The following is a 13,630-nucleotide window of genomic DNA, read 5'->3' on the forward strand; positions in this document are numbered from 1 at the left end:
CGGGGCGGGCTTCTTGGCGGAAAGTGCGGCCGTTACTTGGCGGCAGCGGCCATGTAATCGACGGCGGCCTTCACGTCATCATCGGAGCCGGCGTACGTGCCCTTGGGTGGCATCGCACCCTTGCCGTGCAGCGCGATGTCATACATTTTCGCCTTGCCCTCGGCGATGCGCGGCGCCCAGGCGGCCTTGTCGCCGAACTTCGGGGCGCCTGCCACGCCGGCGGCGTGACACATCTGGCAGGTCGATTCATACACCTTCTTGCCGACGTCGCCGGCAGCGGCTTGCGGTGCAGCGGCGGCAGCCGGCGCCGCAGCGGCAGGTGCCGGAGCCGCCGGCGCTGCAGCGGCAGCGGGGGCAGCGGCCGGAGCCGGAGCCGAAGCAGAAGCCTGCGGCGCCGAGGCGCCCGCAGGCGCTGCTGCCGCGCCGGCCGGTGCGGGCGGCTCCTGCAGCTTGCCGCCAGCCGAGTTGGCCATGTAGACAATGGCGCGTTCGATTTCGTAATCGCTCACGTCATCCGGCGACGTGCCGCCACGCGCGGGCATACCGCCCTTGCCGGCCAGCGCCACCTTGGTCAGGCCCTCCAGCCCTTGCGACAGGCGCGGGCCCCAGCTGGCCGCATCGCCAAACTTGGGCGCCCCGGCCACACCGGCCGCGTGGCAGGTCGCGCAGACTTCCTTGTAGAGCTGCTCGCCGGTCTTGTAGACGCGCGGCGCGTTCGGGTCTTTCAGTTCGAGGTGCGCGACGGGCTTGATGCGGTCGTTCACGGCCTCTTCCGACATGCCGGAACTGCCGGCGCCTTCCTTGACGCCCAGGCCGACATAGTTGGCCAGCAGGATGATGACGAGGATGGGAACGGCAAACGCGGCGATCACCGTGATGATCAGCTGCTTCGGGGTCTTGATCAGAGGCTCGTGTTCGTCGTGCTGCGCGTCGGACATGCTCAACTCTCAGGATGGTGGAACCGCTCTGGAGCCCCCGGGGGCGCCACCGGCATGAAGCACGGGCATCGCCGGCAGTGCGTGGGGCCGCGTAAGGTCGCGATGGAGGCAGGAAGACCACGCGATGCCGCCGCATTGGCCCGAACAGACCTGTCCCCGCATTTCTTCTGTCAAATAACGGGCGATTATATCCGTATTGTTTCGGCGTTTGACACGCGGGAGAGCCCTAAGCAGCGCTTTTTGGCCGGCGTCAAACAGGCCGCGAAACGCGACCGCAGCATGCGGCATGCCACGCGATTTCGCGGGCGGGCGATGGACGCTTGCCGCCAAATGCGCTATCCTGCGGGGCTTCTCTTTCGGCGCGTTCTGCGCCGATGTGCGCCCGTAGCTCAATGGATAGAGTACTGCCCTCCGAAGGCAGGGGTTGCTGGTTCGATCCCAGCCGGGCGCGCCAAGTGTTCCATCCCGGCTCCCTCCTGTTTGCTGATCCGGCCATGCACGGCCGCCGCTTGCGCCGAAGTGAGCGATTGCTGCACACAGGTATGCGGAACATTGACCCTACGCAGATGCCGCAGGCTGGGAGCTGTGCCAGAATGCACGAGCGGAAAAACGGCGCGCCGACGCCGTCCGCTGTCCCCTGGGGCGAGCCGGTGCGGCGCACGGGCCCGGCAAGGGACGCCACACAACACACTCCCACAAAAGGAATCAGCATGTCCAATCGTCGTCAATTCCTGAAGAGCATCCCCATTGTGGCCGCCGCCGGCGCCGTCGGCATGTCGATCTCGGACCTGGCCAAGGCTGCGCCGCTGGTTGCCGAGAGCGACCCGCAGTCCAAGGCGCTCGGCTATGTGGCCGACACCACCAAGGCTGACAAGGCCAAGTATCCGAAGCACACGCCGGATCAGCACTGCGGCAACTGCGCTTTGTACCAGGGCGGCACGGCCGCACAAGGCGGCTGCCCGCTGTTTGCCGGCAAGGACGTCGCCAACAAGGGCTGGTGCAGCGCCTGGGCGAAGAAGGCTTGAGCCAGGCCCACGGCCAACGCAAAACGGACCCCGCGGGGTCCGTTTTTCATGGGCGGTGCGCGCGTTGCGCTACGGTGCCTGGATGCCGGCGGCCCGCACGATGCGGCCGTTGCTGTCGTACTCCGCGCGGATGCTCGCCGCGAATTGCGCGGGCGTGCCGCCGGCGGGCACCACGGCGGCCTGCGTGAGGCGCTCGCGCAGATCGGGCGCGGCCAGGGCCTTGTTGATCTCAGCGTTCAGCCGCGCGATGACCGGGGCAGGCGTCTTGGCCGGCGCGAACACGCCGAAGGTCGAAGCCATGTTGGCCTTGGCGTAACCGAGTTCGGCAAAGGTCGGCACGTTCGGCAGCGCATCGAGCCGGTGTGGCGCGCCCACCGCGAGCGGGCGGAGCTTGCCGCTGGTGATGTGCTGCATCAACGTCGGCCCCACGTTCGTCGACATCACCTCCACCTGCCCGCCGAGGGCATCGGTCAGCTGCTGGCCGCCGCCCTTGTACGGGATCAGCGTGATATCGACATGCGCCTGCGCCTTGACCTGCTCCAGCGCCAGATGGCCCACCGTACCGAGGCCCGAGGTCGACCAGCGGATCGAACCCGGCTTGGCGCGCGACTGGCTCAGCATGTCGGCAAAGCTCTTGCCCGTGAACGACGGCGTGCCCAGCAGGATCATCGGCGCATACATGACGTTGGCCACGGGGGCGATGTCCTTGAACGGGTCATACGGCAGCTTGCCGAAATGCGGGTTCAGCGTGAGCGGGCTCACGGAGGAAAACCCGAGCGTGTAGCCATCGGGCACGGCCTTGGCCACGGCGTCCATGCCGATGCTGCCGCCGGCGCCGGCGCGGTTCTCCACCACCACCGGCTGGCCCAGCTGCGCAGACAGCTTCTCGCCCAGCGCACGCGCCACGTTGTCGGAAATACCGCCGGTCGGATACGCGACGATGATGCGGATCGGCTTGACCGGATAGTCCTCCGCCTGCACGGGTGATGCGGCAAGCAGCGGCACGCCGGTGCACAGCAGCGCAGCGAAAGCAATCAGGCGACGACGGGCGATACGTGCGGAAGTCATGGCGCAGTGTCAGAGGGAAGAGAAAGGAAGCGACATTGTAGGCCGATGCCCAGGCAAGTTCGCTTGGCCGCAGGCAAAAGAAAAGGCGCCCGAAGGCGCCTTTTCCGTTCCCAATCGAGTGACAGCGTCGATTAGAAGATGTGGCGGATACCCAGGCCCACACCCACTTGGTTCGTCTTGCCGTTCTGGCCATTGGCCGTGCCACCCGGCAGTTCCGGAGCAGCAGCGTCCTTGACCTTGTCGTAAGCGACCGTGCCGTACAGCTGGGTGCGCTTGGACAGCGAGTACTCGGCCAGCAGCACGCCCGTGTAGCGCTTGCCGTCGGCACCTGCGGCCAGCGCCGCGTCCTTGATGCTGTCGTAGTAGAACGCACCCGTCAGTGCCAGCGCCGGAGTCGCTTGGTACGTCACACCAACCAAGCCGATACGGTCACGGCGCTTGGTGGCGCCCGGAGTCAGGCCAGCACCGGCGGCATTGCCGTACAGGTTCAGACCGAACGTGCTGCGGTCGCCCGCGCAAGTGGTCGTGCTGTTCACGCACGCCGTGTTATCGCTGCTGTCGATATAGCCAGCGTACAGCTTGGCCGGGCCAACGGCGTAGTTGCCGCCGATACCCCAGACCTTCTGCTTGTGGCCACCCTGGTTGCCCGTCAGGGCGTTGGGCGCATCTTGCTGCTGCTGGTAGAACGCGCCAACCATGGCCGGGCCGAATTCGTACGAAACCGCGCCGCCCATGTAGCGGTTGTCAGCTGCGCTGCCAGCCTGTTCGCCAAAGCCGTAGCCGAGGCCAACGTACAGGCCGCTCCACTTGCCTTCGTACTTCAGCATGTTGGACACGCGCAGGCCCGTCACGCCGTAGTAGATCCACGAGTTCTCGTCGTAGTTGCCCACGCCCAGCGGATCGAAGTTACCGCCCATCGTGAAGCCGAAGTTGTACTGGCGGCCCAGGGTGATGGTGCCCAGGTCCTTGTTGGACAGGCCCACGAACGCTTGACGATTGAACAAACCACCGCCGTTGGCGCGGCCGGTATCCGGATCGAAGCCGCTTTCCAGCACGAACAGCGCCTTGTTGCCGCCGCCCAGATCTTCATTGCCCTTCAGGCCCCAGCGGCTGTTGGACACAGCACCGTTGTCCAGACGGACCAGGCTGTTGCCGTTGGCATTGGCGTTGGTGGTGTAGTGGATCGTTGCGTCAACAATACCGTACAGCGTCACGCTCGATTGGGCATAGGCCGAACCTGCGAACAGGGCGCCGACTGCAACCAGAATGGCAGACTTTTTCATGTGGGCTCGAAATTAAAAGAGTTGTCTCAGACCGCCCGACCCCGTGTGCATGAGGCTGGGCTCCTCCGTTTCCTTTGCTTCCGTGTCGGAAGTGCCGCGCAAATTTAACAAAAGGCCCTAAGCGCGGCAAAACAATTCACGGAATCGTTCTACCAAGTGTGGTACGCGCGCATCGCTCTTAATGCATCGCACCAAAACCGCCTCTGACAAGGCCTGCCACCTCGTGCCGCCCTGCTGTGGTGCACAAAGACCCGCAGCATGCCCCGCCAGCACGGATTGATTAGATAAAAAGGCGAGGAAATTGCCGCGGCAGCCCACCCACTGAGGCGTTTTTCACCGCCATTCACACCGGCTTGCATCATTTCGGCGCCAACAACAAACCGTTCGTCGCACCACCGTGGATGCGGTATGCGCGCTGACCTAGGCTTCAGTCCGTGGCAGGACGCAGACAAAGACCACGCTAAAACAGCATCGAAAATCAGTTGAAGAAGGAGTTCGCCATGCGACTCAGGCAGATTGGGTTGGCCGCGCTATTGGCGGCAGGTGCCATGGCGGCAGGCGGCGCTTGGGCGCAGGCCAGCCGCGTGGAAGTGTTTGGCCAGGCAGCACTGGCCCAGCGGTTCGACGTGTACAGCGACGGCGCCCGCACCGGCCGTTTCGACACCTATACAGAAGGCGCGCGCAGCGGCCGCTTCGATCCGTACAGCGAAGGCATGCGCAGCGACCCCGCCGGCCGCTCCCGCGAGGGCGGCGGCACGGTCTACGGGTATCCAGTACCGAATTGAGGCCTTGATCGGCAGTACGACTTACGGGCCGGTCTCCAGGCATCCTCCGTTTTCCGCCTCTTGGCCCGCGTGCCCCGCCGGTGATGCGCCAGCGGGGCTTTTTCATGCGCGCTCGCTCAGATGAGCTTGTCGAGCGTGATCGGGAGTTCGCGCACACGCCGCCCGGTGGCGTGATAGACGGCGTTGGCAATCGCCGCCGGCACGCCCGTGATGCCGATCTCGCCGATACCCTTGGCGCCAAGGGGGTTGATGTGCGGGTCGGCCTCATCGAGCACGAGGATGTCGATGTCGGGCACGTCGGCGTTGACGGGGACGTGGTACTCCGCGAGGTTGTTGTTGACGATGCGACCGTAGCGCGGGTCGAGCAGGCTCGCTTCGAACAGGGCCATGCCCATGCCCCACACAATGCCGCCCAGTAGCTGGCTTCGCCCGGTCTTCGCGTTGAGCAGCCGCCCCACGCCATAGCTCGCCACGATGCGCGAGACGCGGATCACCCCCAGGTCCGCATCGACACGCACTTCGGCAAACACCGCACCGAACGAGTGCATCGAGAACTTCTGCTTCTCTTCGCCCGGCTGGACCTTGGCCGTCGCCTCGATGGGACGGCCGTGGCGCGCAACGACGGCCGCGACGGGCTCGCGCGCCCCGCTGCGGGCCGTGAGCATGCCGTCCGCCACGGTGATGTCGCCGGCGCCCAGCCCATGCAGCGGCGAGCTCGCATCGGCAATCGCCACGGCAATCAACGCATCGCGCGCCTGCTGGCCCGCTGCCTGCACGGCCGGCGCCACACTGGCCGCACTCTGCGAGCCGCCTGACACCGGCGCCTCCGGCATGCGCGTGTCGCCCAGATCGAAGTGCACGCGGTCGACGGGCAGCCCCATGGCATCGGCCGCCACCTGCGTCATCACCGTGTAGGTGCCGGTGCCGAGGTCCTGCGAGCCCGATTCGACCTGCGCCGTGCCGTCCGGCAAGTACCGCGCGGCGGCCCCGGCCGGACTGCGGTTGGCCGGGTACGTGGCGGTGGCCATGCCCCAGCCGATGCGCGTCTTGCCCTCGCGCATGCTGCCCGGCCGCGGATCGCGTCGCGCCCAGCCGAAACGTTCTGCACCGGAGCGGTAGCACGCCGCCAGCGATTTGCTCGACCACGGCAGGCGCTTTTCCGGATCTTGCCGGGCGTCGTTGCGCAGGCGCAGCTCAACAGGGTCGATGCCCAGCGCGTAGGCCATTTCGTCGAGCGCGACTTCGAGTGCAAACGTGCCGGTGGCCTCGCCGGGGGCGCGCTGGAACGTCGGCGTACCAATGTTCAGGCGCGCCAGCCGATGCGTGGTCCGCTGGTTGGGCGTCTCGTACAGCATGCGCGTGACGATGGCGCACGGCTCGGTCCAGTCTTCGATCATCGACGTGGTGGTCAGCGAATCGTGCGAGATGGCGGTGAAGCGGCCATCGCGGGCGGCGCCCAGTGCGATGCGCTGCTCGGTGCGCGGACGTCCGCCGACGGGGCCGAACATCTGCGGGCGCTCCAGCGCCACCTTGACCGGCCGTCCGACCTGCCGCGCCGCCATCGCCGCCAGCACCACATGCGACCACACCGAGCCCTTGCAGCCGAACCCGCCGCCCACGAACGGGCACACCACCCGCACCTTGTCGGGCGACATGCCCAGCGTCTTGGCGACGGTGCGGCGCACGCCCGAGACGTACTGCGTGCTGTCGTACAGCGTGAGCGCGTCGCCATCCCACACGGCGATCGTGGCGTGCGGCTCCATCGGGTTGTGCGTTTCCATGGGCGTGCCGTAGACGGCCTCGATGCGCTGCGCGGCCTGCGCCATGCCGGCGGCCATGTCGCCGCGCGTGGTGTCCGCCGATTGGTTCTGCACCTTGCCCGGCGAGTGCGCATCCGCGCGGGCCGTCTCGAAATCGAGCCGCGCCGGCTGCTGCGCGACCTCCACGCGCACCATGCGAGCCGCGGACTGAGCGTGCTCGAGCGTGTCGCCCACCACCAGCGCGACCGGCTGGCCGTTGTAGTGCACCTGGTCGTCCTGCAGCAGCGACAGCACGCGGCCGGCCGGCGGCTCGAGCGCGGGCTTGCTGCCGTTGGGCAGGCGCGGCGCGTTCTCATGCGTCATCACCAGCAGCACGCCGGGCATGGCCTGCGCGACGTGCGTGTCGACCCGCGTGATGCGGCCGGCCGGTACGGTGCTCTGCACCAGGACCGCATGCACCAGGCGCGGCAACTGGAACTCCGCGGAGTAGCGCGCCTGCCCCGTCACCTTGAGCAGGCCATCGGTACGGTCCAGCGGTTGGCCGACGTTGCTCATGCCACACCTCCCGTCGGGTTGGCCGCGACAGCCAGCGCGCGCGCCACGGCGCGCTGGGCGAGCGGCACCTTGAAGCCGTTGTCGCGCAGCGGCTGCGCACCCTGCACCGCCAGCGCACCGGCCTGGGCAAACAGCTGCGGGTCGATGGCCTGCCCCGCCAGCATCTGCTCGGCCCCGTGCGCGCGCCACGGCTTGTGCGCCACGCCGCCCAAGGCGATGCGCGCCTCGCGGATCGTCCGCCCATCCGCCTGCAACGCCAGCGCCGCCGCCACCGACACCAGCGCAAACGCATAGCTCGCGCGGTCTCGCACCTTCAGGTAGTGCACATGCGTGCCGAACACCGGCGGCGGCAGATCGATGGCGACGATCAACTCGCCGGGCGCGAGCGTGGTGTCGGCTTCGGGGTGCGCTTCGGGCAGGCGATGGAAGGCCTCGATCGGAACGCGGCGCTCACCATGCGCACCGTGCACGACCACCGTGGCATCCAGGGCGGCCAACGCGACGGCCATGTCGGACGGATGTGTCGCGACGCACGCCTCGCTCGCGCCGAGGATGGCGTGCATGCGATTGAACCCTTCGCGCGCCGCGCAGCCGGAGCCCGGCTGCCGCTTGTTGCAAGCCGGATACGCAGTGTCGTAGAAGTAATGGCAGCGCGTGCGCTGCATCAGGTTGCCGCCGTTGGTCGCCATGTTGCGCAACTGGCCCGAGGCGCCGGAGACGATCGCCTCGGCCAGCAGCGGGTAATGCGTACGCACCAGCGGATGCGCCGCCGTGTCGGCGTTGCGCGCCATCGCGCCCAGGCGCAGGCTGCCGTCGGGCAACTGGCGGATGTCGGCCAGCGGCAGGCGGCTCACGTCCACCAGCCGCTGGGGCTGCTCGACGCCGCCCTTCATCAGGTCCAGCAGATTCGTCCCGCCGCCGATATAGCGCGCGCCGGGCTCACGGCCCAGGCGCACGGCGGCCTCGACGGAAGACGCACGGTCATAGGCAATCGATTGCATGGCGCCTCCTCAAACGATGTTGCCCGGTTTGGCAGCCACCACGCGAATCGCCGCCACGATATTCGGGTACGCGCCGCAACGGCAGAGGTTACCGCTCATCCGTTCGCGGATCTCTTCCTCGGTGAGCGTCACCGGGCCTTGGTTGCCCAGCGCGGCTCGCGACGTGACGGTGCTTGGCATGCCGCGCCGCGCCTCCTCCAGCACCGCCACCGCCGAGCAGATCTGCCCCGGCGTGCAATAGCCGCACTGGAAGGCGTCGTGCTCGAGGAACGCGGCCTGCATGGGATGCAGCGAAGCCCGGTCGACCGCCCCGTCATGCGCACGCGCCAGGCCTTCGATGGTGGTGACCGCGTCCCCTTCGTGCATGATCGCCAGCGTCAGGCAACTGTTGATGCGCCGGCCATTCACGAGGACGGTGCACGCGCCGCACTGGCCGCGGTCGCAACCCTTCTTGGTGCCGGTCAGGCCGAGCACTTCGCGCAGCGCGTCGAGCAGCGTCACGCGCGGCTCCAGGGACAGCGCATACCGCTTGCCGTTGATGTTGAGCGACACCGGCCGCGCCGGCGCAAGGGCGGCCGGCGCGCGGGCGGGCGCCGCCGCCGAGCGTTGTGCGCCAGGCGCATCGTGCGCCAGCGCCAGCGCCGTGGCCGCTACCGCAGCGCCTTGCAGAAAGCCACGCCGGCTCGGCCGCGTGGGTGATCCATCCGATTCATGGGCAGGGTCCGGCCGATGCTCTGTCATGTCGCGTGCTCCACCGGCGCGGGGGGCCGGAGTTGAAGACATGCGTCAGGGGAAAGCAAGCGGAATACCCGGCACCCGGGCAGTGGAAGCCACCGGACGGCGGCTTCGCGAGGGACGTGTACCGCGGCGCGTGTAAGGCTTACGCGCCGCGTTGCAGTGCGGTTACCTGGCGGCGCCGGTGCGGTCGCGCGACACGTCCATGATCATGCGGGTGAGCAGATACAGGCGCGGCACGATCGAATTGAGATCGACATATTCGGCATCGTTGGAGTGCGCGCCAAAGCTCGCCAGGCCGAAGCGCTCGATCACCGGCGCCTTGGTCTTCGACGCGGCAAACGCGGCATCGGTGCCGCCGCCTTCGGCCTTGTCGTCAATCTCGAGCGTCTTGCCCAGTTCGCCGTAGATCTTCTGCGCATGCTCGGCCAGCGCGCGCGACGCGGGCGTGGCTTCCAGCGGCGGGCGGCGGCGTTCGAAGCGGGCCGTCACCTGGGTGTCGGGGATCAGCTTGTTCTTGATGCGCTCGTTGATGGTCTCTTCCAGCTTGTCGGCGTCGGCCGCGCGCAGCAGGCGCACATCGGCCTGGGCGCTGGCCACAGCGGGGATCACGTTGCGGTTGGTGCCCGCCTGCGCCACCGTCCAGTTCACCTTCAGGCCGGTCTCGGGCCTGGAGAGATCGCGCATCTGCAGCACCTGGTGCGACAGTTCGTACAGTGCGTTGCGGCCCTGCTCCGGTGCGCCGCCAGCGTGCGAAGCCTTGCCCTTCACATCCAGCAGGATCGCGCCGATGCCGCTGGTCGCCAGCGACAGCTTGTCCGACGTCACGCGCGTGCCTTCGCACGAGAACACGGCGTCCTGCTCGGCGCCCAGCTTCGCCTGCATGGCGCGCGCGCCCGGCGAGCTGATCTCTTCGTCGCCGTTGATCAGCACCGTGAGCGTGCCGTACTGCTTGAAGTTGACGGCCTGCAGGATGGCGATGGTGTGCAGGATGACCGCCACGCCGTTCTTGTCATCGGCGATGCCCAGGCCGTAGGCGCGGTCGCCGTCGATGCGGAACGGCTGCTGCGCGAGCATGCCCTTCAGGTAGACGGTGTCCATGTGGGCGATCAGCATGATGTTGCGCTTGCCGTCGCCCTTGAAGCGCGCCAGCACCATCTTGCCGATTTTCTCGGGCGTGTCGGCCATGCGGTAAGCGTGGTCGCTCGGGTCGATCAGCTTGACCTCGCCGCCCAGGGCGCGCAAACGTTCCGCAATCACGCCGGCGATCTTGTCCAAGCCTTCGATGTCCTTGCTGCCGGATTCGATCGACACCAGCGTCTTCATGGTCTCGATGAGCGCGGGCTTTTCCTGCTGAGCCCGCTTGTAGATCTCGGCGGGCGGCACGGCTGCGGCCTGACCGGCCGCCAGCGCGCCGGCGGCCACCAGCACGGACAACATCAAGGGGCGCATTCGCTGCCCGAACGACGGAAGGTTCATGGCTGTTTCCTCACCTGTTCTTAGTTATGGTCTGCAACAAAACGGCGATTCTCGCACGCCGTCCTGAGCGTTGCCCGTGGGGTTATCCGCCCTTTCGGCAAGCACGATGACGCAGCGCAAGGGAATACCGCCAGACCTGCGCAAAACGAAAGCGAAGCGGCAACACTCTCGCTACAATTGTTGCCATGCAATACATCCATGTCGTCAACGGCGATGTTGCCGGCGCCACGCTCAAGCAGGCGCTCGCACAGGCTGGCCGCCCCGATTCCGTAGTCGTACTGCGCGACGATCTTGCCGTCGGGCCGCTGGCCGACGTCGACAGCGTGGCGATGGCGCGCTCGGGCTTCTGGCAGCGTGTGGCGCCGAGCAGCAACATCGACTTCGCTTCCGAGATGCGCGACGCCCTGGCGTCGCTGGCGGATCTGCGCGAAGCCGCCACCGAAGTCGCCATCTGGCACGGCCAGAGCGCCTCGGACCAGCTCATGCTGCGCCGCGTGGCGTTCCACCTGCATCAATCGCCCCAGCGCATCAATGAAGTCGGCATGGATGTGCGTGAACTTGAGGCGCCCAACGGACAGGGGCCGCTCACGGCCATCGGCATGTATTCGGGGGCGCGGCTGGCGCGGCGGTTTTCGACCATCGCGCCGGTGTCGGTGCTGCGTATCGGGCGGCTGGCCTACGAATGGCAGCAGACCGTGCGCGAGAACGCCGACGTGCGCCTCTGGAAAGGCAACACGCTGGTGCCGGTGTCGTACGGCACCGTGGACGAGGTGATCCTTGAGCACGTGCCCACCGACTGGGCCAGCGCGCGCGACGTGGTCGGCAGCATCATGGGCGCCATCGACGGACTGCTCGCCAGCGACTGGTTCGTCTTCTGGCGCTGCCGGGAACTGATCGGCAACGGCCAGTTGCTGCTGCGCGGCGATGCGGACTCGCTTGCCACGTGCGAGCTGCGGCGCAATGTGAGCGTGGCGGTGTAGCGCGCCGCCCGATCAGCCCAAACAAAAAAGGAGCGCCGGGCCGCTCCTTTTTTTATCTGGGCAGCCCCGCATCAGTCGTCCCGGCGGAGGCCCGCGCGCGCCGGGCAGTCGATCGGCGTGCCGGGCTCGCCGCCGTCGACTTCGTTGGCGAGGTCGGCGTCGGGCTGTGTGCTTTCCACCTCGCTGTGGACATCGCCCTCGCCCCACGGCATGCCGGATTCACGCAGGCGTTTGCGCTGCACGCGGTCGCGCTGGAACATCTCGGCCAGTTCATCGCGGCCCTGCTGGGCGAGCGAGACCAGCTTCTTCTGGTCGCGATACACGGGGTAGACCTGGTCCATCGAGTTGAGCGTATGGCGGCGGAAGGTCTGTGCGATGCGGTGCGCCTCGTACGGCGCCTTGCCCAGGCCCTCGAGCACACGACGCGCCAGCATGAGCGAGCCCTCGAACATCTCGCGCTCGATCACGTGCACGCCGCGGTCGCGCAGCTGATACACGTGCGACACGTTGCGCGCCCGCACGTACAGCTGCAGGTGCGGAAAGCGCTCGCGCACGCGGTCGACGACTTCCAGGCTGGTTTCCATGTCGTCGATGGCGACGACCATCATGCGGGCCCTGTCGGCACCGGCGGTTTCGAGCAGGTCCATGCGCGTGGCGTCGCCGTAGAACACCTTGAAGCCGAAGCGGCGCAGCATGTCGATCTGGTCGGGGTCGTGGTCGAGCACGGTCGCACTGTAGCCCTGGCTGTAGAGCATGCGGCCGACGATCTGGCCGAAGCGGCCGAAGCCGGCGATGATGACCTCGTTATCCTGCGGGCCGATGGCGTCGGGCGCGCGCTTCTTGCCGTCCATCAGCCGCGGCATCAGCACCTTGTCGTGGAGCAGCAGAAGCAGCGGCGTGGCGGCCATCGAGAGCGCCACGACCAGGTTCAGCGTGGCGGCCATCTCCTGGCCGAGCACATCGCCGGCGACGCCGGGGCCAAACACCACGAACGCAAACTCACCGCCCTGCGACAGCAAGAACGCGAACAGCCACGCCTGCCCGCGCGCAATACCGAAGCGCGTGGCGAGCACGCGCAGCGCACCGATCTTCACGACCAGGAACACCGCCACGAACACCGCCACCGCCAGCGGCTGGCGCATCAGCACGCCGAAGTCGATCGACATGCCGACGGCCAGGAAGAACAGCCCCAGCAGCAAACCCTTGAACGGCTCGATGTCGGTTTCCAGCGCGTGGCGGTATTCGGAATCGGCCAGGAGCACGCCGGCGATGAAGGCACCGAGCGCCATCGAGAGGCCCACGCTGTGCATCAGCAGCGCGATGCCCACCACCAGCAGCAGCGAGAAGGAGGTGAACATCTCGCGCATGTTGGTGCGCGCGATGGCACGCAGCACGGGCCGCAGCAGCGTGCGGCCACCAAAGATGACCGCTGCGACCACGCCCACCGCCTTGGCGGCGGCCATCCAGCTGTGTGCGCCCGAGGCGTCGCCCGTGTCGGGCGCCAGGAGCGGCAGCAGGGCGATCATGGGGATGGCCGCAATGTCCTGGAACAGCAGGATGCCGAAGCTGGCCGTGCCTGCCGGCGTGCGCATCAGGTTGCGTTCGGTGAGCGTGGCCAGCGCAATCGCCGTGGACGAGAGCGCGAGCCCCAGCCCCGCCACCACGGCCGCGCGCCACGGCTGTCCGACGGCCATCACCGCCAGGCCGACGGCCAGCGCGCATACCGCCAACTGCAGCCCGCCATAGCCGAAGATGCTGCGCCGAAGCGACCATAGCCGCGCCGGCTCGAGCTCCAGGCCGATCACGAACATCATCAGCACGACGCCGAATTCCGAAAAATCCAGGATCGACTGCACATTGGTGATGAGCCGCAGCCCCCACGGCCCGACGATGACGCCGGCCAGCAGGTAGCCGAGCACCGAACCCAACCCCAGCCGGCGCGCCAGCGGCACCGCGGCCACGGCCGCAGCCAGGTAGATGACGAAATTGACGAGCAGGTCGTGCGATTGCATGAGCGAAAA

11 protein-coding genes and 1 tRNA gene are annotated in these 13,630 nt (G+C 67.6%); 4 read left to right on the plus strand and 8 right to left on the minus strand.

Annotated features, from left to right (window positions below):
- Positions 1-32: 32 nt before the first annotated feature.
- Entirely contained in the window at positions 33-938 is a 906-nt protein-coding gene (locus TK49_RS01355) for a c-type cytochrome (RefSeq protein ID WP_045785112.1), read from the minus strand.
- A gap of 378 nt (positions 939-1,316) precedes the next feature.
- Here TK49_RS01355 and TK49_RS01360 point away from each other — a divergent pair.
- A tRNA-Arg gene (locus TK49_RS01360) sits at positions 1,317-1,392 on the plus strand.
- 256 nt (positions 1,393-1,648) lie between these two features.
- Positions 1,649-1,963 carry a high-potential iron-sulfur protein gene (locus tag TK49_RS01365; RefSeq protein ID WP_045785113.1) on the plus strand — a complete coding sequence of 105 codons (315 nt, stop codon included), beginning with the start codon at positions 1,649-1,651 and terminating at the stop codon, positions 1,961-1,963.
- Between the two features lie 69 nt (positions 1,964-2,032).
- Here TK49_RS01365 and TK49_RS01370 read toward each other — a convergent pair whose 3' ends face one another.
- Positions 2,033-3,031: a Bug family tripartite tricarboxylate transporter substrate binding protein gene (locus tag TK49_RS01370; RefSeq protein WP_045785114.1), complete on the minus strand. Its 999-nt coding sequence runs from the start codon at positions 3,029-3,031 to the stop codon at positions 2,033-2,035.
- Between the two features lie 131 nt (positions 3,032-3,162).
- The gene (locus TK49_RS01375) at positions 3,163-4,314 is read right to left on the minus strand and encodes a porin (protein WP_045785115.1); all 1,152 of its coding nucleotides are present in this window, start codon (positions 4,312-4,314) and stop codon (positions 3,163-3,165) included.
- Positions 4,315-4,814: 500 nt separating this feature from the next.
- Between TK49_RS01375 and TK49_RS01380 the strand changes: the two genes are divergently transcribed.
- Complete coding sequence (locus TK49_RS01380; protein WP_045787681.1) at positions 4,815-5,099, plus strand: hypothetical protein; 285 nt, start codon at positions 4,815-4,817, stop codon at positions 5,097-5,099.
- Positions 5,100-5,215: 116 nt separating this feature from the next.
- On the opposite strand, the gene TK49_RS01385 is transcribed toward TK49_RS01380, so the two are convergent.
- The 4 genes from TK49_RS01385 to TK49_RS01400 all read right to left on the minus strand — a co-directional run bounded on the left by TK49_RS01385 (position 5,216) and on the right by TK49_RS01400 (position 10,629).
- A complete protein-coding gene (locus tag TK49_RS01385) occupies positions 5,216-7,414 on the minus strand; it encodes a xanthine dehydrogenase family protein molybdopterin-binding subunit (protein WP_045785116.1) in 2,199 nt (732 codons plus the stop codon).
- Positions 7,411-8,415 (minus strand): FAD binding domain-containing protein, encoded by a 1,005-nt coding sequence (locus TK49_RS01390; RefSeq protein WP_045785117.1) that lies wholly within the window; start codon positions 8,413-8,415, stop codon positions 7,411-7,413. Before TK49_RS01390 ends, TK49_RS01385 begins: the two co-directional genes overlap by 4 nt.
- A gap of 9 nt (positions 8,416-8,424) precedes the next feature.
- Positions 8,425-9,156, minus strand: a complete 732-nt coding sequence (locus TK49_RS01395; RefSeq protein ID WP_045785118.1) for a 2Fe-2S iron-sulfur cluster-binding protein — start codon at positions 9,154-9,156, stop codon at positions 8,425-8,427.
- A gap of 162 nt (positions 9,157-9,318) precedes the next feature.
- On the minus strand, positions 9,319-10,629 hold the full coding sequence (locus tag TK49_RS01400) for a M20/M25/M40 family metallo-hydrolase (protein ID WP_045785119.1): 1,311 nt from the start codon (positions 10,627-10,629) through the stop codon (positions 9,319-9,321).
- A gap of 185 nt (positions 10,630-10,814) precedes the next feature.
- Here TK49_RS01400 and TK49_RS01405 point away from each other — a divergent pair, with 185 nt between their 5' ends.
- Positions 10,815-11,609: a DUF1835 domain-containing protein gene (locus tag TK49_RS01405; RefSeq protein WP_045785120.1), complete on the plus strand. Its 795-nt coding sequence runs from the start codon at positions 10,815-10,817 to the stop codon at positions 11,607-11,609.
- Between the two features lie 71 nt (positions 11,610-11,680).
- Here TK49_RS01405 and kefC read toward each other — a convergent pair whose 3' ends face one another.
- Positions 11,681-13,621, minus strand: coding sequence for a glutathione-regulated potassium-efflux system protein KefC (gene kefC, locus TK49_RS01410; RefSeq protein WP_045785121.1), 1,941 nt, complete (start codon positions 13,619-13,621; stop codon positions 11,681-11,683).
- Positions 13,622-13,630 lie beyond the last annotated feature (9 nt).

The organism is Ralstonia mannitolilytica (assembly GCF_000954135.1).
Taxonomy (GTDB): domain Bacteria; phylum Pseudomonadota; class Gammaproteobacteria; order Burkholderiales; family Burkholderiaceae; genus Ralstonia; species Ralstonia mannitolilytica.